The organism is Actinoplanes sp. NPDC051388 (assembly GCF_055586225.1).
In genome coordinates this window covers 160,328-180,513 of record NZ_JBVJIP010000017.1, presented here as the reverse complement: position 1 = coordinate 180,513, position 20,186 = coordinate 160,328, and the positions used below count along the sequence as shown (strand labels likewise).

Below are 20,186 nucleotides of genomic sequence, written 5' to 3'. Positions count from 1 at the left end.
TGGTTCCAACCCTCCTGTCTTGAAACGCGGGCCCACCCGGCCCACCCCCCCCCCCCCACCCCAAAAAACCCCCCCCCCCCCGAACCCACCCTCCCCCCGGCGCTCGTCATTTCTGGCCCTCAATCCCCGGGAGGTTCCCATGACCACGCCCAACACCCAGCAGCAGCCCGACGTGCCGCGGCGGCGGCGGTTGGCCGACCAGATCGCCAACCAGCTCTACACCGCCCGGCTGTTAGACGAGCGGGTCCGCCTCATCCAAACCCACCGCACTCACCTGAGCACCCGGCCGCGGCTGCACGACATCTTCGCCGAGGCCCCGCAGGTCGCGGCGAGCGGCGACCTCGAGGTCGTGCACGTCGCGTACGCCACCGCGGGCAGCCCGCCGGCGGTAATCCGGCTGCACGGGCCGGCCTGGAGCCTCATCCTCTCCGCCGGCCGGCCGCTGCCGGACTGGGTCCTGGCCGTCCATGACGCGTACCCATTGCACCTGCTGCCGCCGAGCAAAGCCAAAACCGGCTGGCTCCAGGCATTCGACCTGGGCGCCGACCCCCTCGTCGTGCCCGAGCTGACCCGCATGTGCCAGCGCATCCACGACGCCATCACGCCGAGCCCCTGAACAGGTCTCCGGCCCACCCCGGCGCACGGTAGGCCGCGGCCGGCGCCGGTCCCTGCCCCCGTACTCACGGTCGGGAGACCACCATGCCGGAAAACGCTGACGCACCCACCTTTCCCGCCCGTCCCCGCCAGCTGCTGACCCAGAACCGTGAGCTCAAAGCGATCGGCGTCTAGAACTGGACCCCTGCCCGCCTGGGCCGGCCGCCTGGCCGACGGCCGCACCTTCAACACCTGCCCGTCGGCCGGGATCTGCGCGCGGGTCTGCTACGCCCGCCAGGGCACCTACCTATGGCCAGTCGTGCGGGCCAAGCACCACGCCAACCTCACCTTCGTGCTCGACGACCTGCCCGGCTGGGGAACAGGCGATGCTCACCGAGCTGGCAGCCAAGAAGTTTCACCGGCGCCTGGATCCGCATCCACGACGCCGGCGACTTCTTCTCCGACGACTACCTGCACGCGTGGCTGCGGATCTGCCGCGCCCGCCCGGACCTGCACTTCTACGCCTACACCAAAGAAGCGGACCGCTTCCGGCGACTTGTCGAACCCGACCCGCCGCCCAACCTGCTCTGGGTCTACTCCTACGGTTCTCTCGCCAGCTCAGACTGTTGCTAGCTGTTGAGAGTGAGCACACGTCCCTGCTGCTCATCATGCTGTCAGAGCGCCCGGCCGAGGGCAACGGGCCGAAACCTTGGTGCCGGAGGCTGTGTGCACCGTAAGCATGATCAAGAGGTGAGCGGGTGCTGTCGGCTTACCAGTTCCGTTGCAGTGCAGAGCTGCGTACGCCAATGAGCACGCACCGGCCATCCACATCCGCCAGCGCAACGCCCAGATGGCGGCCCGCGAGGCGCAGCAACGCACTGAAGCCGTTGCTACACAACGTGATGCGCATGACCCCGTGGGAGCGCGGATTTGCCGAAAGTAGTGCGTCGATCATGCCGTTGGATGACCATGGGATTCCTGCGCCATGTGTCGGCTTACGCGGTTGGTATCCATTGCCGGCCGAACCAGCGCCGGATCCGTACGGTGCCGGAGGCATTCTTGTCCGTCGGCGGGTTGTCGACCCGGGCCGATGCCTGGCGGTCATCCGGACTTTCGCCGGCGGGACCATGCCACTCGCCGACGCGGACGGCTACACCGACGAGGTTCTCGGGTGCGGCGTTCGGTGTCCGGATGGAGGCTGTCTATGCCAGGCCGGCACGGACCTGGTAGCGCGGGTCGGCGCGCAGGTTCTGCAGCGGCCCGAAGGCCGCGTCCACGGCCAGTGCCCGGTCCAGCGCGGTCCAGGCCTGCGACTCGTGGCCGGTGGCCAGCAGGACGCGGATGTGCGTGTCGGCGAGGTCCAGGTGGTCGCCGACACCCTGCGCCATCGCCGTGTCGGTGAGCGTCAGCGCCCGCGCGAGCTCGGCCCGGTCTGCCGGTGGGTCGGCGGTCACCGCCTGCCAGGCGACGGTGTTGGCCGCGTACTGGAGGGCCTCGCGTTCCAGGTCGGTGAGGAGCCGGGTCTCGATGCGCTCGTCGACGGCCGCCGACAACAGCCGCAGACACGTCTCGGCCGCGGCGACTGACGCGCGTAGGTCGGCGTCCGGATCGGGGCTGCCGCCGGCGCCCCTACGCTCCATGTGCACGCGCAGCTTGACGTATTGGACGAACAGCAGGTCGCCGGCGATGTCGAGGCCGTCGCGGTACTGCGCGAGGGCCTGCTCGCAGCCGTCCAGCGCCTCGTCTCGGCGCCGCTGCTCGGCCAGGGTCCGCACCTGCTGGGCCAGCTCGGTGACGGACTGCGCCTCCTCCCGCTCGGCACGGAACAGCACCTGGTACCGGAAGTCCACGTGCGCGCCCGGGTATTCCGTGCACAATCGCCGCCGAGCTGCCCGACCGAGCCGGTTGTGCCGCAGGTCGATCCACTCCAGCGCCGGCAGCGCGTAGACCTCCTCGGGCAGCTCGGCCAGCCCGTTGCCGCTCAGGTCCAGCCGCCGCAGGCCACGGAAGCGGCCGATTCCGGCGAGCACGTCCGCGGTCATGCGGGGACGGCTGCGGTCGTCGGTCGCCCCCCAATAGCTGACCTTCAATGCCTCCAATGCCGGCAGGTCCATCTCGAACAGCTGCCGCAGGACGCTGTGCGGCGATCGCGGCGCCGGGCCGTCGCCGCTGAGCTTGAGCATCCGCAGCGAGCGCAGCCCGGACAGGTCGGGCAGCGGGCCGTCGAGGTGGCCGACGGCGCCGTCGAGGTCCAGTTCCACGAGGCTGGGCAGCGCCAGCAGCGCCGGCGGCAGCCCGCGCAGACGGTTGCCATTGAGCGTCAGCCGGGCCAGGTTCGGAAACGTCGCCACGATGTCGGGGACACGGTGCAGGCGCGCCCGACCGTGGCCGGCCAACGAAATTTCCTCGACGCCTGCCAGGCCGGCCATGGATGGGGGCAGCACGAGGTTGGTGCCGTCGGCGACGAGGCGGCGCAGCCCGACCAGGCCGCCGGCGGTATCCGGCAGCGGGTACGGCGACGGCTCGGGGAACTCGGCGGTGTCGCCGCGCGGGCGGGCCGACAACCGGGAGACGTCCAACTCCTCCAGGTTCGCCAACCGGCCGATACTCTCCGGCAGGGTGACCGGCTGCCGGTCAGGGTCGGCTTCGAACGGGGACGTCCAGTTGTCGGCGACCCGCAGCACCCGCAGGCCCGCCAGCTTGCCCACCGACGCGGGCAGTGCGGCCAGACCGCACGAGCGTACCGACAGGTGCTCCAGCTCGGCGAGCGCGTCGATCTCGTCGGGAAGCCGCCCGATCCGATTGCCGTCGAGCACCAGCCGGCGCAGCCACGGCATACCCAGCACCTCGGCCGGAAACGCCCGCAGCCCGCTGTAGCCAAGGTCAAGTTCGTGCTCGCGCGCCGCGCGGGCGGCAGCGATCCGGCTCGCGGCGGCAGCCTCCGATGTGGACCGGGCCCCGGCCAGCAGGACGGGCAACCCGGCCCGCAGCCGGTCCAGGAACGCCGGGATGACGATGGTACCGAGGTCGGCGTCGAGCACCTCGGGGACGAACGACACGGCGACCCGCGCGCGGTCGAAGTCCACCGGGACGGCGACATCGCCGGTGTCTTCCACCACGTATGCGCCGGGTGCGTCGAACGACGCGCCGAAGCCGCCGGACACGATCACCCAGGGCGTATCGACCGCACCGTGTACAACCAGGGTCCCGTCCACGCCGCGCTCGTGGACGAGGTACTCGAAGGCGCCGTCGGTGAGGTGGATCTCCGCGTCGCCGCGCTCCAGCGCCTGCGCGCGGGTCAGACCGGCGACGTACAGCCCCGGCGTGCGCCCATGCAGCGCGACCGACCCGGCCACGATCAGATCACCGGTGACCGCGATCAGGTCGACGCCGGCCGTGTCGACCGCGGACAGGACGTCCCCGTCCAGGTGGACGTCGCCTTCGAAGAGCAGCACCGATCGGTACTCGTCGCTGTCGAAGGCGTCGGACAGTGCCTCGTTCAGGCGCTCGTCAGCATCGTCGAACGACAGCCGCTCAGGGGTTGGGTGAGCACGCACGCCGACGACCATACGCGAGCGCCAAGGCGAGCAGAAGGCCGGAACTGGACACCGAACCCAGACCGCCTGACCGCGACCCGTACCGGGTCTGCCGGCCGGATCCTGTTCCGGTACGCCGACGTCCGCGCCGCGCTCCACGACCACAACTACGCCCGGACCGGGTCTCGGCGACCCTGCGCCCGCTCCCCGGCCCAGCCCACACCGACCATCCAGCCGGGCGCCAGGGACACCTCGAACTGGCAGCCGCGCCCAGTCCCCCTCGGCTGGTTCCGCCCACCTTGGACCACTATCCGAATCTGCCGCGATCCGGACGCCCATCCACTGCGCCGATCACTTAACGTAAGCAGCGACTCTTGATCACGGAGGGTGGCAGTGTCGCAGGATCGTGGGTGCTGCCTGTCCCCGGCCTCTGCACATTCGCTTCCTAACTCTGCAATCGGGACTCGTCCGTCGACAGGTGCGGCTAACCGCGTCAGGGCTGATCGCGAGGGGCGGCCTGCCGTTTGCGGCGCTGGGCCTCCAGGTTCGGGACGTGCGCTCCGTTGTCGCCGGCTTCCTTCTCCAGTACCAGAACGTTGATCACCGATGCGTAGAGTGCGAGACGTTCTTCCAGCTCGGTGCAGTGCGCGATCAGTTGGGCGTGCGTCTTCTTCAGCTTCTCCAGCTCGCTCAGTTCATGGGCGAACGCCGCCGGGGTGCTGTCGGCCGCCTTCACTCGGGCTTGGAACAGCTCTTTGAGGTCGACGTGCTGGTGGGTCAGGTGCCAGCGTTCCACTCCGGCCTCCACGGCCAGCTGGGACACGCTCATGCGTCCGGTCGAACGCAGTGGTGTGCCGTCCAACAGCCGGTCCATCGCCGCGAGGATCTTCCGGCGGACCGGGTCCTTCTCGGCCGGGTTCGGTCGGCTCATCGTTGTTCCTGCGTTTTCCGTTCGTGGGCCTCGATGATCGATTCCAGGCGTTCGAGCTCGTTGCGCTCCCGCTGGTGGCGGATCGGCGGGGCGAGGGTGTCGGCGACGATCTCGGCGTACTTGTCGCGGGTGCGCCGGATCTGGAGTAGGTCGCGGTCGGTGCGGGCGAGGTTCGGGCAGTAGGGGCGGCAGTCGTCGATGTCCGGGGTGACCATGGGGTCCCCGATGGTGCCGCGTAGCTGGCAGGCGGCGGTCATCGGGTCCAGCACGCAGGTCATTCCCTCGCCGTGGAAAATCTGCAACAGCGGGTTGTCGGTCAGGTCGCGGGCTTGCTTGCCGCTCTTCAGGACGTGGCCGGCGAACCGTCGATTCGCCCCGGCGACCCGCTGGCGGTATGCCTCGGCGGCCGGGCCGCTGACGGTCTCCCCGGCTTGCAGCTCCCGTTCGTCCTCGGCGAGCCCTTCCAATCTCGCCAGGAAGTCTTCGTAGGCGTACTCGTCGGGGAACCCCGAGTCGTAGTCGCCGGCGTAGCCCTGGATCAAGCGGGTGTGGACGTGCCCGTACTGGATCGCGCCGGCGACCAGGCCGCGAGGGCGGCGGCGGATGAACCAGGCCAGCGTGCGACGGAACCGGGAGGCAATCAGAGGCCCGCGATCGTCTACCGGGATCGGACCTGCGCCCATCTCCGCAGCGTGACTGTTCACCCAGGCCACGAACGCGGCCAGGTCAGTGGCCATGCTCTTTGCGGTCCGGGCCTCGCCTTTGCGCCTGGTAGTGCTCTTCTCCCGCTGGTGGGATTCGATCCTGGTCGGGAACAGCAGCCGATGGTCGTGCAGCCGCTCGAGCACCGCGACCGCATCCGCGACCGGCTTCACCACCACCCATGGGTCATGGCGGAACGCCCCAGCCGGCAGCTTGTTCCCGTTCTCGTCCACCGCGCCTTTGAAGTACCGGCCCGACATCAGCCACAGATCATTTGCTTCGTCGCGGGTGATGCAGCCGCGCTGGAGGTTGAGCACCTCCCCGGGACGGGCACCACTGAGGTAGGACACGACGACGAAGCACGCTGACCGAAGCAGCCTCGACAGACCCTTGATCTCGTAGGCGTCGAACGGCCGCTCCCGCCACGGCTTGTCGCCCAGCATGCCGGTGATCGGCGTGCCGAGGTAGGCGGCGTCGGCCACCGGCAGCCCGCAGGCCAGCAGCAGCCGCCCCACCGGCTGACGCGCCATGATCGGGTTCCCGGTGGTGTTCAGGACCTTGCTGACGTGGCGCCAGTCGATCCGGATCGTGCCGTCGGCCTCCCGCTTGCCCGGCAGGGCACCGCCGGTCGCGTGCAACGTCGTGATCCACTCCTTCGCCTTCCGCTCCAGCTCGCCGGGCTGCGGACGGGGGATCGGCCCGTGCCTGCGCTGCAGCTCCGTGGAGTTGCGGTGCAGGCGTAGATACTCGGCATATGCGGTCAGGATGTCGGTCGAGAAGTCTTCGACGAACCGCAGGGCCCAGACCAGCAGCGGCCCCATGGTGTCCTCGGGGATGCGGGGATGCGGGGAGTGAGGTTCTCCCGGTGCGTCCTGAACCGTCCGAACAACTCGTGGGTGTCGGCACCGCCCCACGGCGGCAGCTGCGGCAGCCGCATGTCCTCCGGCAGGACACTGCGGAAGGTCCACAGACGCCGGACCTCCGTAAGCCTCGTAATTTTGGACGCCAAAGTGGTGTCCTGCTCGCCCACGTCCAGCCGGTACTGCTCCAGCAGCTCTTGGGTGACGTCACACAGCTGTCCCACCCCGCGGGCGGGCCAGCCAGATCAGGAACTCCTTGACGATAGAGAACCACTGCATGATCGACCGGAGCGAGGGGCGCGTGGCGGCCGTCCGCCTGATCATCGGAGTCGGCGCGACGCTGTTGATCAGCTGCCACATGTAGTGCTTGGCCGCGAGTCGCAACGGTGCGGGGACCAGCACGAAGTTGATCCCGACGGCCGTGGCGTGGTGCTCGAAGATCGCGTCGTTGAATTGCCAACGGTCGTCGGCGAACCGGGACAGCTTCGCCCGGTCGGTGCCCGCCACGAGGTCGCGGTCCAGCAGCACGATCGTGTCTGGCCCCGGCCACGGGGCGTCGGCCGGCGTTCCGGCCCAGAACTCGGTCAGTGTCTCAGCGTTCACCGCAGATCAAGCTCCCTGTTCAAGAACCGTTCGACGACGGCCCGATCGTGGTCGGTGACGTTCGCCCGGGCGTCCTCGACGTCCACGGCGTCGTGTTCGCCGAGCAGGTCGGCCAGTTGGGCGTGCGGCAGCGCGAACCGCTGCGCCCAGGTCAGCGGCGGCATCTCGGCCTTTCGCTCGGCCAGCCGGTCGCGGACCAGCGCCTGAATCGGCAGGTGCCGGGGCAGCGCGCGGGCGCAGGGGCAGTCCAGGCATTGCATGAACGATGCCCGGCACGGCTGACCGGCCGGCGCGTGTGGACTGTTCTCGTTGTCGACACAGGCGTTCATCACCGTGTCCAGATGACCGGCGATCATGCGTTTGAGGGTGAGCGCGTCCAGCCCGTGCTCGGCAGCGACCGTCTCCGGGCCGGCGGCGGCCCGCTGGAGGTCCGCGACCGTCAGCCGCGCCATGACCCCACGAACCCGGGCCTTTTCGACTTCCTCGGCCAGCGCTGCGGCCACGACCTTCTGGTGTTCGGCCAGGTTGCCGCGGTTGCGGCCGAGGTAGTTGTCGACGAGCGTCTGTTCGGTGTGGGCGACCGGCTTCTGGTGCAGCTCCAGCCAGGTCAGCCGGATCAGGTCCAGCGTCACGCGCAGCTCGACCGGATTGCCGTCCGCGTCCGGCGCGTCGGCCTTCAGGCCGTGGGCACGAGACCAGTTCGTGATCCCGACGTGGCCGGACTCCGGGCGCAGGGCCCGGCGTCCGGCCGGTCCGTCCCCTCCGCCCTTGGCCCGCCATCCGATCAGCAGCCGATCCGAGCCGGTAATCTTCCGCGACCCTGCCGTCAGCTCGTTGATCAGCGCGTAGGCCCCGAACGGGGTGTGCAACTCGTCGCGGGCCGACAGGTGGTCAGGGTCGGCCGGGATGCTGATCCAGTCCGGGACCTCGACAAGACCATGGACATGTAGCCCGGCGGCCCCGACGCGGCTTCTTCGTGTCCACGATCGCCGTGGCGGTGTCGCCGGTGTGGCCGTCGGCGCGGTGGTGTGCCGCCTTGACCATCAGCACCACGCTCGGGTTCTCCCCGGTTAACACCGCCAACAGGACCGCGGCAGCTGCGGCCTCGCGGGCGCTTAGGTGCAGCCAGGCGATCGTGTCGGCGGCTGGGCCGAGCTTGAAGACCCACGGCTGCACGACCTCCCGGTCGGCGTGCGCGCTCGAGTTCGTCATCCTGCGCGGGACGTCGCCGTGCCGGTCGAGGAAGTCCAGCAGGTCTAGCCTGCGGCCGGGCTCGACCAGCTGACCGGCCCGGTAGCGCTCCAGCTCCGCGCGGTTCTGGCGGATCCTGCCGGCCGCCGTCCGCAGGTCGCAGCGGGCGGCCTCCGCGATGCGCCGGAACTGCTCGCGGCTGTAGCTCTGCTTCGACTTCTTGACCTTGGGCTTCTTCGGGTTCGGCTGGCGTAGCCTCGCCTCCAATGCCTCGTGCAGGCCGTGCGCGTGCAGCAGCGTACTCTTGATGTCGCGCATGCTCTCGTCGATCGTGGACACCTGCGCAGCGCGGTGCTCTTGGAAGCCGTCGATGTGCTCAGGCATCAGCTCCGCGACCCGCTTCGGCGGCCAGGCCAGCCCTGCCAGCCAGTCTGCGAAGTGTCCCGCGCTGCGGAAGATCCCGGCCATCGAGTCCAATGCCGTCAGCCCTGCCCCGGGAGCGGTGCGCCGGGCGAACGCCGCGGCCATCTCCCGCCGCAGCTCGGCGTCCACGGCCAGCACCCCGAAGTCGAAGTCCCGATGCTCCCCGCCGTCCTGGGCGAAGCAGCGCACGACCAGGGCCTCATCCGACTCCAGCAAACCCCGGGCCGACCTCGCCCCGGTGGCCGGCAATACAGCCCTGCGCCCACGCGAGCTCATCGCGCCGCCAGCGGATCGGTGCGTACCTGCGGATGGGACGCGAACGCCTCGGCCATGAACTGGACCACCGGGAACCCGGCGGCATGGGCCAGCAGCAGCTCCACGTCCAGCTTCCGGAACGGCTCCAAGTACACGTTTTTCGTCGTCTCCACCCAGCGATGCCCGAGCATCGTCTGCACCAGATGCCACGAGTTGCCGAACTGCTCCCGGAAGTCCTTGACCTCTTCCTCGTCCAGGTGCGCCAGCCGGGAGGAATTGACCAGCTTGCCGATCGAGAACCATTTCAACGCGAAGGAATGCCTCAGCGTGTGGGCCGTGGCCGAGAAGTCCTGAAGCCCGAGCGCCGCGATCCGCGCGTTTGCTCCGGTGAACGTGTGCTGCCATCCATGGGCGTCGCGCGGCATCCCATCCTCGTTCAGCCACAGCCACACCGGCTCCAGCCCCGCCGCCGTCCTGCGGAACAGCTTCTGCCGCCGCTCCGGGCCCAGCACCTCCCAGCGCCGCTCCGCGTTGCCCCCGGCCTCGTCCTCCAGCACCACCGACTCCCGTCCCCGCGTCTGCGAGACGACACGCAGCCGCCGCACAGCCTCATACCGGCCGGCGGCCTGCGCCTCGCGCACCGCCCGCGTCCTCGCGCCCTCGATGTAGGCGCAGACCGCCACCAGCACCGACCGCGGCATCCAGAAGCTGTGCCCGAACCCGCCCTTCGCGCAGGCGCGGGCCAGCGCGCAGGTGTAGTACTCGCGCCCCAGCGCCAGACGCGGCAGCTCCGGCAGCACCACGCTCGACCACTCCGTCAGCCTTATGTAGGCAACTGCCGTGTCCGGGTTCGTCGGTGTCGCTGATGGGCCGCTTGTTTGCCGGGCGCGCGGACGGTGATCTGCGTTTCCGAAGTGTCTCGCTTCCACACGTCACCGATGTGCTCGGCATCACACTTCAGGTTGGCCGTCGGTTGGTGGGGGCGGCGGTTCGACGAGGGGTTCGTGGACCGGTGAATGTTCCCAGGTAAGTACGCGTGAACGTGCCCAGACCAATCACGCACCTGCGAGCGCGGCTGATCGCTTGGCGTTGATCCCGCCTCTCGTTGATCATTTACGCGATCGCGGCGAGCGCGGCCTCCGATCACCGACAGTGACCGATCCGAGGTTCTGAGCGCCTTCATCGCGGCATGAGCGGATGCCATGATGGCCGCCGGATGCCTCGATTCTCGGGTCTTTGACGAGCTCCAGGACCCGTTCCGTCGAAGGCGGCCTCGGTCGGTGCCAGGCGCTGTCGACAGCGCCGCGGTCACTGCCACAACCGCCGCCACCACCCGGACCCAGCCCGAAGCCCGGCGACTGGCAGCGACGGCAACACCGCACGAAATCGCAACGGCAAAGGTCGCCCAACCGGCAGCCCGCAGATTGGCGGCAGGTCGAAGGACCGGGTGCGCGGTGTGCCCGCGCATCTGGGTAGCCGCTGCGGTAACCGGTGAGGCGGAGCACCCAGCCACGGCCGCGCCGTCGGCGACGACCGCGGGCGGTGCGGCTCAGCGATGTGACAACGCCGACAAAGTTTGACTGTCACTCAAGCGAAATGCTTGACTGGTACTCAAGCGAAAGTGACGTGACGGCGAGAGGTGGAGACGCGGCATGGGCAGCAGAGCGGACGCGGTGGCGGCCACCAAGCAGCGGATCGCACAGGCCGCGCTGCGGTTGCTGACCGACCATCCGTACGAGGACGTCACCCTCAACGACATCGCCGCCGCGGCGGCGGTGTCGCACCAGACGGTGCTCAACCACTACGAGTCCAAGGAAGGCGCCGCGCTGGCCGCCGTCGAAATGTTGCGGGCCGAGACCGAGCGGCTGCGCACGTCCGTCGTCCCCGGTGATCCCGACCGGGCGGTCGCGGTGCTCGTCGAGCAGTACGAACGCTTCGGCGACCTCAACGTCCGCTGGGCGATGTCGGCCGAGCGGCTGGGCCGCCTCGCGGTCCTGCTCGACCACGCCCGCACCGCCCACCGCGCGTGGCTGGAGCAGGTCTTTGCCGCCGGCCTGCCCGCCGCCTCCGCCGCCCGCCGCAGGGCCGTCAACGCCCTGCACGCGGCCACCGATGTGTACACCTGGAAGCTCCTTCGGCGCGACCTGCGCCTGAGCCGTCCGGAAACAACCCGCACCATGACCGCGCTCGTGCGCGGCGTGCTCGACGAAAGGCAGGACCGATGACGATGCGCCACACCTACCTGTTCGCCCTCACCGACGGCGGCGGCAGCGTCCCGCCCGAACTCGGCGTGGTCCGCCGGCTCATCGCCCGGGGCCACCGCGTCGACGTGCTCGGCGAGGACTCGATGGCCGACGCGGTCGCCGCCACCGGCGCGGCGTTCCACCGATGGCGGCACGCGCTCAACCGGCCGGACCACAGCCCGGAGCACGCGCCGTACCCCGAGTGGGAGCTCAAGAACCCCGGCACCCTCGTGCGGGCGATGATCGACAACCTGATCACGGGCCCGGCGGCCGGGTACGCCCGCGACGTCACCGACGCGATCCACGGCTCCCGGCCCGACCTGGTGCTGGTGTCGTTCTTCGCCTTCGGCGCGATGATCGCCGCCGAGGCCGAGGGTGTGCCGTTCGACGTGCTGATGCCCAACATCTATCCGCTCCCGGCGGCCGGGATGCCGCCGTTCGGCATGGGCCTGCGGCCGGCCCGCGGCGCGCTGGGCCGGGTGCGGGACCGGGTGCTCGGCGCGATGTCGCAGCGGATGTGGGACCGCGCCGCCGTGCCGGGCCTGAACGCGGTCCGCGCGGGCCACGGGCTGGCGCCGCTGCGGCACTACCAGGACCAGGTCCACCGGGCCCGTCGTGAACTGGTCATGACCAGCGCCGCATTCGACTTCCCGGCGACGGTACCGCCGACCGTACGGTACGTCGGCCCGGTCCTCGACGATCCGGCGTGGGCGGAAGGCTCGTGGACCCCGCCGCCCGGCGACGCGCCGCTCGTGCTCGTGTCGATGTCGTCGACGTTCCAGAACCAGGGCGACAGCCTGCAACGGGTCGCCGACGCGCTCGGCACCCTGCCGGTGCGGGGGCTCATCACCACCGGCCCGGTGCTCGACCCGGCCACCCTTCGCGCGCCGAACGGCGTGACAGTCGTGCGGGCCGCCCCGCACGGCGACGTCCTGCGCCACGCGGCGCTCGTCATCACCCACGGCGGCCACGGCACGCTCGTGAAGGCGTTCGCCGCCGGCGTCCCGGTCGTCGTCCTGCCGCACGGCCGCGACCAGGGCGACAACGCGGCCCGGGTCACCTGGCACGGCGCCGGGCGGACCGTGTCCCGCACGGCGACCCCGGCGGCCATGGCCACCGCAATCCGGCAGGTACTGGCCGATCCGTCGTACCGCCAGGCCGCCGCCCGCCTGGGCACCGCGCTGCGGCGCGACGCCGACAGCGGCAAACTGCTCGCCGAGCTGGAGCGCATCGGCCCGCAGGCTGAGGCGGATGCGACCCACTCGTAGGCGCCAACCTGCGCCCATACATGAGGGACGCGATGGCTGACGACGGCGTCCACCTTCTGGCGCCCTCGCTGCCGCACGTGGTCGAGATCGACAGCGAGGGCTTCGACTCCCGGGTCGGCAACAAGGGAGTCATCTGGTCGTACCCCGAGCGCGAGCCCGGCAAGCCGCGGCGCCCCCGCACCGACGTCGCCGTGCTGTAGGTCGGCGACGAGGCGGAGAAGCAGGCGCTGCGAAGCGAGGCGGTCAACCCGCGGTCCCCGGCCGCCACGACCGCGCGGACCGGGGCGGTGCAGCCGCAGCCTCGGGAGTGCCCTGGCCGGCGGCGCCCTCAGTCATCGCGCCGCAGGGTCGAGACCAGCGCGGCGAGGGCGCCGACGCCGCCCACGGTGCCGGCGACGGTCACCGCGACGACCGCCTCGCGCCGACACATGCTCCTCAATCCTTAGTTGACTATGAAGACGGAGTACCAGGCATGGAACTCGGTATCGCCCTGCCCACGTCCGGGCCGCTCGCCGGTCCCGCCAACATCGCACGCGTCGCTCGGGAGGTGGAACAGCTCGGCTACGACTCGGTCTGGACCTACGAGCGATTGCTGCGGCCGACCGCGCCCGTCGTCTACGGCGGCGGCGAGCCGCGGCCGCTGCCCGAGGTGTATCGGCTGACCTACGATCCCCTGGAGACGCTGGCCTACGTCGCCGCGTTGACCGAGCGGGTCAAGCTCGGCACCAGCATCGTCGATGCGCTGCTGCACCCGGCCGTCGTGCTGGCCAAGCGGTTCGCCACGCTCGATCAGCTCAGCGGCGGCCGCGTGATCGCGGGCGTCGGGCAGGGCTGGATGCCGCAGGAGTTCGCCGCCGCCGCGGTGCCGATGAGCCGGATCGGGGCCGGCCTCGACGAGGTCGTCGCCGCGATGCGGGCCTGCTGGGGGCCGGACCCGGTCGCCTACGAAGGCAAGTTCACCCGGATCGCCGATTCGGAGGTCAACCCCAAGCCGGTCCAGGCGCGGCTGCCGGTCCTGGTCGGCGCCATGACGCCCGGCGGCGTGCGCCGGGCCGCCCGGATCGCCGACGGGCTCAACCCGATCGCCGTGAACCGCGACGTGCTGCTCGGGCTGACCGCCGCGTTCCGCGCCGCCGCCACCGAGCAGGGCCGTGACGCGGCGTCGCTCACCGTGGTCGCCCGGGCCAACGTGCCGATCACCGCCGAGCCGCTGGGCGATGGCCGGCCGTACCTCGGCGGCTCGCCCCGCGAGATCGCCGAGGACCTAACCGCGCTGGAGGGCACCGGCGTCGACCACGTCCTGTTCTCCACGTCCGGGCGCGACGGCGGCGACCGGGAGCAGAGCCTCGACGAGGTGCTGGCCCTCTACGCGGAGCTCATCGGCCGCGCGCGGTCAGCTGCGAGGTCCAGGGCTGACTTGGCGGTCGCGGTCGACGACGCGTTCGAGCTCGCCGATCGCCCAATCGAAGTGGATACCGGCACCGGTCAGACCGGCCGTCGGGCGGAACGGCGGCAGCCGTGACGCTCTCGCCGACCGCATCATCGTCGATCATCCGGCTGGCCGGCCGTGCGTGCATGGCTGGCGCGGCCATCGCGATCGGTGCCGAGCTAGTCCTAGCGCTCGCACCGGAGGCTGCCGGCAGCGACCGGCTTAGTCATCCGTTGTCGCCCGATGCCTACCGGCTTCTCGAGATGTCGCTCACGGTCGCCCGCCTCCTGCTGATCGCCGGGGTGCTCGGCGTCGAGCGTGCAGGGGCCGCCGGCGACGGTCATGCCGCCCGTGTCGGTCTCGGGACCACCGTCGCCGGTCTGGCCCTCCTCGCCGGATGCGAGGTCGGGGCAGCCCTGCTCGCCGATTCCGCATATCCCACTGCCCGCACTGGGCTGCTCGAAGCCGCCTACGGGCTCGCGACGATACTCGTCGGCGTCGGTCTGACCGTCACCGGCATCATGGTCCGGCGGGTCCGCCGATGGACCGGATGGGCGCGGCACGTGGTGTTCGCCGCCGGTCTGGCGGTGTTCGTGATCGTGCTGCCCGCCGTAGCTGGCCCGCAGCCACTTGGCCGCATCGCACTCGTCGGCTGGATGCTGATGTGGGCCGCGATCGGCATGGCGCTGGTCGGCCAGGAACGAACCCGGCGGTCACCGACATGAGCGGGACGACAAGCACCGGAACCGCCCCGAACTCCGTGGGCCCGCACGGCAACGCATCAGTGCCTGGCGTGGCCCGGCTGATCGCAATCGGGGCGGTGCTGGGGCTGGCGTGGACAGCGAGCCTGCGCAGCTTCATGATGCAACTCGCCGGCGCGGAGTCGACGTTCACCTGGACCGGCACGTTCGTCGTGCTCATCCTGCCCGGAACCGTGGCCGGGGCGATGCTCGGCTGGGCCGAACACATTCGGCGGACTGGCGGGCGCCGCGGCTGGCGCTGGCTGGTCCTGGCACCGATGCTGCTGCCGGCCGCGACGCTGTCGATACCCGGGGCGTTCATGCACATGCTGCGGACCGGACAGGGCACCAGCTCGCTCATCTTCACCCTGCTCGGCATGCTAGGCGGGGTGGCCCTTTCCGGCCGCGGGCCACGCTGGACACGAACGCTCTGCGGCATTGCTGGCTTCGCGCTGATCCCCGCGGTGTTCCTCGCTCCACCCATCCGGCCCGAACTCGATACGTCCACGGCATACGGCGCGTGGGTCATGACACTCCTGTCAGCGCTGCTGATCTCCCTGGCACTGGCGAGCACTATCCCGATGCGTCGCGTCATACCACCGGACGGGCCCCGACGGCGCTCGAACACATGAGGTTCAACAGTCCTCACCAAACGTTCCAGCACGTGCCACGTGTGTGACTCGTCCGCCAATGGCCTGGCGACGGTCTCGTTCGTCCTAGCCGAAGGCGACCCGCCCTCATCGCCAGCACGGGTGCGCCAGCTCAACCTGGTGTACATGACACCAAGATCGGACGCGCTGTCATCGGCATTATGCGGGTGATCTTCGATCACCTGCGCCCTGGCGGGCCGCATAATGCGTGATATGTAGCGTGATCGAGGCACTGCGTGCCCGATCAGAGGAGCCTCACGATCACCTACATATCAAACAGATCCGTGCGTCCGTCGTACCAGCTGCCGTAGCGGTGCGTGACGCAGGAATCGATGGCAAAGATGCACGTCCAGCGCGGTCGATCTCGCCACTTTGACGCTTCCAACGGCGCGTCGCGCTATCGGACGCTGGGCACGTTCGGCCGTACGCGGCGAGGCGCATTGACCGGTGCGCCGGCAACCAGGTTAGAACGGGGTGTCATCGGTGCCGTCGGTCTCGTCGGGTACCCAGGCGCCGATGTCGCGAGTGGACACCTGCGTGACCAGGGCTTGCTCGTCCAGCCAGCGCATGTTGTCAGCGGGGGTGATCAGGAACGTGTCGCCGTTGTTGTCCTGTTTGATCACGAGGTAGGCCGTGGTGGGTAGGCCGCCGACCATGGGCAGGTGCCGCATGTCGCCTCGCCAGTGCAGGGCGGTGGCGTCGGCGAGAGCGAGCACGGCTTGTAGCGCCCAGGCGGTGCGGCTGGGGTGCTGGCCGGCAAGCCAGTCGTTGAGTGGAGTGAGCCCGTCGAACGAGTCGATCGGCTCGGACAGTCGATAGACGAACATCGTGGTGTGCTTCCTCTTGGCGGTAACGATTTCCTGTGGCGGTGTCGTTCGCCGACGCCGGCTGCGGAGGGTGGCGTACCCGGCTCAGCGCCGACGGCGGTGGTCAGTGGCCGCGGCCGCCGGAGAGAGTTCCGGCGGTGGGTGTGTGCTCCGGTGGGGCGAGCGCCGGCAATGGCAGAGCACGGACGTTGCCGTGGGCGGCGAGGGCTGCGCGCAGGCGGGTGATCTCGGCGTGTTGAGCGGCGAGTCGTGAAATAGCGGTGGTCTTGAACCCGGTCAGCTCGGTGACCTCGTGTTCGCGGTCGGCCAGCCGCCGCCGCAGCGCGGTGTTCTCGTCTTTGAGCCGGACGATCTGAACGGACTTCAGATCCGGCAGGTGCCCGTCGGCTCGCATGTGCGTCAGACGACGTTCGAACTCCTCCTTGAGGTGAGCGTAGGAGCGGTAAAGGGCGGCACGAGAAACCCCCGCTTCCTTGGCCAACGTCTTGACGTCGCAGCCTCCGCCGGCCGGGATCTGGCCACGCAGCAGCCGGTCGATTGCCGCGCGGATGCTGTCCTCGTTCCGCCGCCGCCGTGCGGCGCTGATCGTCACCGTCCCTCACGTTCGGCCGAAGCTGTGGCGTCGTCGATGGCTTCGACGACGCGTTGTGCGCGTTCGTGCTCGGCGGTGAGGCGCTTCCTCTCCCCGACCGGGATACGCGGGTTGCCGAGAAAGGTTTCGGTGGTCTTCGCGCAGCCGGCCCAGACCTTGCGGTGCTCGGCGTGGAAGGTGGCCTGGGGACAGCGGACGGCGTCGCAGAGACCCGCCAACGGCCTGGTCGCGGTTGGTGTGCCGGCGAGTTTCAGGCACAGCGCCTTGGCCGGGTCTGTGAACCAACAGAAGTTCGCCGGCTGGACATGCAACGTCGCGGCCCGCTTCTTCAGGAGCAGCTCGATGTGCCGGTCAGAGGCGACAACCGTGGGCTGGGTGGCCCTCTCCGCCGCGAGTTCGGTGTCAACGTGCTGGAATGCTGCGACGAGGCTCTTGGCGCCGGGACCCGCCGGTAACCGGCCATCGCGAAAGTCGCGGTAGGCCGCCGCGGTGAGCTCGATGTTGTGCGCGCGTTCCTCAGCGACCATCTCCGCGTGGAACCGGGCCTGCGCCCCGCCTGGTCGAGCGCTGTAACCTTCCGTAGTCGCGATAGCCACCTGCTTGAGGTGGACTTTCGCGGCCCAGAGCCCGTTCGGGCGGTGCGCCAACTCCAGGGCTAACGTGCGACGCAGCATCCTGCCGGTGACCCGGCCCTGCGGGATAGGTTCGAGGCCGAGCCTCGCGCCGGCGGGACTGTTCACCCAGCGCCGCAACGTGTCGAACCGGGTGACGAGGTCGTATCGGCCGAAGACCGAGGTGTCCGGCCCCATGCTGGTCGGGGTCAGGGACGACTTCACCGTGACAAGTCGGGCCGCGAGCTCGACAGCGCGGTAGGCGGGTTCGATGACGACCCACTCGTCGGCAACGCCGCCCCACTGCTCGCCTTTGATCCGTTTGCTGGCCAGGGAGTAGCGAACCAGGCCGGGTTTGAACTCGCGAGGCGGGAGGCAGGAGGAGGTCGTCAGCTCCATCACCTCGCCCGAACGCATCCCGCTCACGGCGACAGCGGTGAGGAGAGCGGCGTTGAACACGGCCATTGCCAGGTCGTTGACCCGGTTCGCGGTCAGCGCCGTTGTCCATGGGACACGTCCACGGTTGTCCGCCCGCTCGATCAGGTCGGCCGTCCTTGCCCAGTAGGGGGCGACTCCCACCCGCGCGACGGCTGTTTCGGCAAGATCCCGAACTTGGTGGATCTCGTCAGCGCGGAACTGGGCAACGTCCAGGTCGCGGGCTAGTTCGCTGAAGTTGAGCCGGAGCAACGGATCCGACTGATCCCAACCGCTGTTGAGACGCTCCCGGACGTCGTGGTCGTCGAGTTCGGGCAGTGCGCTGCGGTCTTCGATGTAGTGGGCCATCAACGCCTCGAACTCGTCCCGCCGTGCACGTCGACCACTTGCTGGCTTGGTTCGGCGCCGGACGGACTGGTCGACGAGATCCGCGACGTGCGGACCCAGCTCCTCGACCAGGTAGAGTCCGGCCGTCAGCGCTGGGCGCAGCACAAGGTCCGGGACGGGGGACGTCACGTTCTCGCCCGGCTTGACATAGCCGGCCACCATCGTCGCGGACTTTCCGGCCCAGGGCATGAACGCCGGTGGGTAGCGGTCGGTGGTGAACAACTCGCCGTAGCGCGCGAGGTCCTTGATCGCCAGGGTGACACTCTTCAGGCTGGACGTTCCCACACCGCCGTCTTGGCGGCGCCGCAGGTAGCGCTCGCAATGTTCCTGGGTCACCTGCGTTAGGCGCTTGACGCCCTGGTCGGCCAGCCACCGCAACCACGCGAAGACGTCGAAACGCCGATCGATACACGTCTGCAGTGACAGCCGCTCCCGGCGTGCCCAGGGCAGTGTGGCCACCGCGTCATGCTGTGGTGCCCGGATGGCGACCAGGAATTCGCGGACCATCACCTGCCAGTGAAGGTACGGGATGGCGGTGAAGTCCCAGACCAGCCGTTGGGGTCTGAGTTGGATCGGGGCGCCGAGGACCCCGGTGAGATCCCAGATGTCGTCGTCGAATCGTGGATGCTTGGCCGCAGGGTCCAGGTCCAGCCCCATCAGCTCGTGGACGAGGTGACCCGCGAACGGTGAAGCGCCGATGCGTTCGGGTAGGGGCGCGGCGTTGGTCATGACGTGCTTTCCTCGAGGCGCAGGGGTAGTTCGTCGTCGCGGTCGCTGACCTCGTGCGTGGCGGCGGCGAGCACGGCGGGTGCGAAGCGGGGCAGGATGTCGGCGTCAAGACGCTGGACGTAGGGCCCGAACACGGCCATGAACTGGGCGACCGGCATCTGCCGGAACTGGCGGGCGAAAAACGCCCTCAGCCGCAACAGGTTCGGCGCGTGCCGCGGAGCGAACACCGCCAGCGGACACAACAAACACACCCACGGCCGGGCCGGACACGGCTTGCCGGCGGGGCCGTGGAGCCCGGCGAGCTGGTCACCGCAGGCCGCGGTGAACACATCCCGGTCGCCGCCGACCAGCTCGACGACCACCGCGTCGGTCAGTGCCAGACCGGCCAACCGCTGGGGCAGTTCGGTGACGGCCTGTTCGACATCCTCGGTGGACAGCACGAGCGGGGTCCGAGCTTTGCGGACGAGATCGCCCTGGGCCTGCTCGATGACCGCCTCCAGGGCGTCCTGCTGCGCCGGGGTGGGCTGGGACAGATAGTGGTCGCCCTCGACCCGGGCGCTGTGGTTCGGGTCGATCGTCGTGCGCCCCGTCCAGGCGCTCTTGTCCCGGCGGTACTCGAACGTCGTGCGAATTCGATGCTTGTGGACCCGCAACAGGTGACCGTCGTCGCCCCGCAGTTGCTGGGCTTCGACCCAGGTGAGAACGGTCTTCTGGGTGAACCGCACGCCCAGCTTCGCGGCCGTGCGAGCCGTCGGCTGGTAGGCCAGCCAAAGGTTCGACAGCTGCGGCTCAGCGGTGAACTGGCGCAGCAGGGCCGAGTGCTCCAGCCACCGGCGCAGTACCCGAACAGCCGCAGCGGGCAGGTTCAGGCTTTCCCGCCGAGTGCGTCCCTTCACGTAGTCGAGCAGGATCGTCGTGTCACCAGCCCAGTCGATGTCGTCCATTCCGAGGTCGTCCAGGCCATCGGGAACAATCCCGCTGGTCACGCCCAGCAATAGCCGGTAGGCCAACGCCACCCGCATCGTCGGGAACAGCTGCCGGGCCGCCTCGACATGAGAACCATCGGACCACACACACGAACGAGAGCGGCCCAGATAGTCGACGACCTCCGCCAGGGTGAGCGGCCCACGGTGCAGCAGCAACCACAGCCGATTGTTCATCGGTGACCAGCCACCGATCC

18 protein-coding genes and 1 pseudogene are annotated in these 20,186 nt (G+C 69.7%); 8 read left to right on the top strand and 11 right to left on the bottom strand.

Annotated features, from left to right (window positions below; all coding sequences use genetic code 11):
- Positions 1-139 precede the first annotated feature (139 nt).
- Positions 140-616, top strand: coding sequence for a hypothetical protein (locus ACZ6TI_RS35780; RefSeq protein ID WP_465349648.1), 477 nt, complete (start codon positions 140-142; stop codon positions 614-616).
- A gap of 83 nt (positions 617-699) precedes the next feature.
- Positions 700-1,200: pseudogene (locus ACZ6TI_RS35775) on the top strand (GP88 family protein); the annotation flags it as partial.
- Between the two features lie 596 nt (positions 1,201-1,796).
- On the opposite strand, the gene ACZ6TI_RS35770 reads toward ACZ6TI_RS35775, so the two are convergent.
- From ACZ6TI_RS35770 to ACZ6TI_RS35740, 7 genes are all read right to left on the bottom strand, one after another.
- Positions 1,797-4,151, bottom strand: coding sequence for a leucine-rich repeat domain-containing protein (locus ACZ6TI_RS35770; protein ID WP_465349647.1), 2,355 nt, complete (start codon positions 4,149-4,151; stop codon positions 1,797-1,799).
- A 472-nt stretch (positions 4,152-4,623) separates the two neighbouring features.
- Complete coding sequence (locus ACZ6TI_RS35765) at positions 4,624-5,061, bottom strand: hypothetical protein (RefSeq protein WP_465349646.1); 438 nt, start codon at positions 5,059-5,061, stop codon at positions 4,624-4,626.
- The gene (locus ACZ6TI_RS35760) at positions 5,058-6,731 is read right to left on the bottom strand and encodes a hypothetical protein (RefSeq protein WP_465349645.1); all 1,674 of its coding nucleotides are present in this window, start codon (positions 6,729-6,731) and stop codon (positions 5,058-5,060) included. The genes ACZ6TI_RS35765 and ACZ6TI_RS35760 overlap by 4 nt, the downstream gene beginning before the upstream one ends.
- Positions 6,732-6,830: 99 nt before the next feature.
- Positions 6,831-7,226 carry a hypothetical protein gene (locus tag ACZ6TI_RS35755; protein WP_465349644.1) on the bottom strand — a complete coding sequence of 132 codons (396 nt, stop codon included), beginning with the start codon at positions 7,224-7,226 and terminating at the stop codon, positions 6,831-6,833.
- Positions 7,223-8,095 (bottom strand): hypothetical protein, encoded by an 873-nt coding sequence (locus ACZ6TI_RS35750; protein ID WP_465349643.1) that lies wholly within the window; start codon positions 8,093-8,095, stop codon positions 7,223-7,225. Before ACZ6TI_RS35750 ends, ACZ6TI_RS35755 begins: the two co-directional genes overlap by 4 nt.
- Positions 8,096-8,117: 22 nt before the next feature.
- Positions 8,118-9,056 (bottom strand): hypothetical protein, encoded by a 939-nt coding sequence (locus ACZ6TI_RS35745; protein WP_465349642.1) that lies wholly within the window; start codon positions 9,054-9,056, stop codon positions 8,118-8,120.
- A gap of 56 nt (positions 9,057-9,112) precedes the next feature.
- On the bottom strand, positions 9,113-9,898 hold the full coding sequence (locus ACZ6TI_RS35740; RefSeq protein ID WP_465349641.1) for a hypothetical protein: 786 nt from the start codon (positions 9,896-9,898) through the stop codon (positions 9,113-9,115).
- Between the two features lie 849 nt (positions 9,899-10,747).
- Here ACZ6TI_RS35740 and ACZ6TI_RS35735 point away from each other — a divergent pair.
- From ACZ6TI_RS35735 to ACZ6TI_RS35710, 6 genes are all read left to right on the top strand, one after another.
- A complete protein-coding gene (locus tag ACZ6TI_RS35735; RefSeq protein ID WP_465349640.1) occupies positions 10,748-11,320 on the top strand; it encodes a TetR/AcrR family transcriptional regulator in 573 nt (190 codons plus the stop codon).
- Positions 11,317-12,606, top strand: coding sequence for a nucleotide disphospho-sugar-binding domain-containing protein (locus ACZ6TI_RS35730; protein WP_465349639.1), 1,290 nt, complete (start codon positions 11,317-11,319; stop codon positions 12,604-12,606). The genes ACZ6TI_RS35735 and ACZ6TI_RS35730 overlap by 4 nt, the downstream gene beginning before the upstream one ends.
- Positions 12,607-12,638: 32 nt before the next feature.
- On the top strand, positions 12,639-12,806 hold the full coding sequence (locus ACZ6TI_RS35725; protein ID WP_465349638.1) for a hypothetical protein: 168 nt from the start codon (positions 12,639-12,641) through the stop codon (positions 12,804-12,806).
- 272 nt (positions 12,807-13,078) lie between these two features.
- Positions 13,079-14,128 carry a TIGR03619 family F420-dependent LLM class oxidoreductase gene (locus ACZ6TI_RS35720; protein ID WP_465349637.1) on the top strand — a complete coding sequence of 350 codons (1,050 nt, stop codon included), beginning with the start codon at positions 13,079-13,081 and terminating at the stop codon, positions 14,126-14,128.
- Entirely contained in the window at positions 14,125-14,760 is a 636-nt protein-coding gene (locus ACZ6TI_RS35715; protein ID WP_465349636.1) for a hypothetical protein, read from the top strand. The genes ACZ6TI_RS35720 and ACZ6TI_RS35715 overlap by 4 nt, the downstream gene beginning before the upstream one ends.
- Before the next feature lie 68 nt (positions 14,761-14,828).
- Positions 14,829-15,407, top strand: a complete 579-nt coding sequence (locus ACZ6TI_RS35710) for a hypothetical protein (protein WP_465349635.1) — start codon at positions 14,829-14,831, stop codon at positions 15,405-15,407.
- 482 nt (positions 15,408-15,889) lie between these two features.
- On the opposite strand, the gene ACZ6TI_RS35705 is transcribed toward ACZ6TI_RS35710, so the two are convergent.
- The 4 genes from ACZ6TI_RS35705 to ACZ6TI_RS35690 all read right to left on the bottom strand — a co-directional run bounded on the left by ACZ6TI_RS35705 (position 15,890) and on the right by ACZ6TI_RS35690 (position 20,148).
- Entirely contained in the window at positions 15,890-16,252 is a 363-nt protein-coding gene (locus tag ACZ6TI_RS35705; RefSeq protein WP_465349634.1) for a hypothetical protein, read from the bottom strand.
- A 103-nt stretch (positions 16,253-16,355) separates the two neighbouring features.
- Positions 16,356-16,844, bottom strand: coding sequence for a hypothetical protein (locus ACZ6TI_RS35700; protein ID WP_465349633.1), 489 nt, complete (start codon positions 16,842-16,844; stop codon positions 16,356-16,358).
- Entirely contained in the window at positions 16,841-19,006 is a 2,166-nt protein-coding gene (locus ACZ6TI_RS35695; RefSeq protein ID WP_465349632.1) for a site-specific integrase, read from the bottom strand. The genes ACZ6TI_RS35700 and ACZ6TI_RS35695 overlap by 4 nt, the downstream gene beginning before the upstream one ends.
- A complete protein-coding gene (locus ACZ6TI_RS35690) occupies positions 19,003-20,148 on the bottom strand; it encodes a hypothetical protein (RefSeq protein ID WP_465349631.1) in 1,146 nt (381 codons plus the stop codon). Before ACZ6TI_RS35690 ends, ACZ6TI_RS35695 begins: the two co-directional genes overlap by 4 nt.
- Between the last annotated feature and the right edge of the window lie 38 nt (positions 20,149-20,186).

Coding starts and splice junctions, on each gene's coding strand:
- ACZ6TI_RS35780 (WP_465349648.1), top strand. CDS start 140: ATGACCACGCCCAACACCCAGCAGCAGCCCGACGTGCCGCGGCGGCGG.
- ACZ6TI_RS35765 (WP_465349646.1), bottom strand. CDS start 5,061: ATGAGCCGACCGAACCCGGCCGAGAAGGACCCGGTCCGCCGGAAGATC.
- ACZ6TI_RS35735 (WP_465349640.1), top strand. CDS start 10,748: ATGGGCAGCAGAGCGGACGCGGTGGCGGCCACCAAGCAGCGGATCGCA.
- ACZ6TI_RS35730 (WP_465349639.1), top strand. CDS start 11,317: ATGACGATGCGCCACACCTACCTGTTCGCCCTCACCGACGGCGGCGGC.
- ACZ6TI_RS35725 (WP_465349638.1), top strand. CDS start 12,639: ATGGCTGACGACGGCGTCCACCTTCTGGCGCCCTCGCTGCCGCACGTG.
- ACZ6TI_RS35720 (WP_465349637.1), top strand. CDS start 13,079: ATGGAACTCGGTATCGCCCTGCCCACGTCCGGGCCGCTCGCCGGTCCC.
- ACZ6TI_RS35705 (WP_465349634.1), bottom strand. CDS start 16,252: ATGTTCGTCTATCGACTGTCCGAGCCGATCGACTCGTTCGACGGGCTC.
- ACZ6TI_RS35695 (WP_465349632.1), bottom strand. CDS start 19,006: ATGACCAACGCCGCGCCCCTACCCGAACGCATCGGCGCTTCACCGTTC.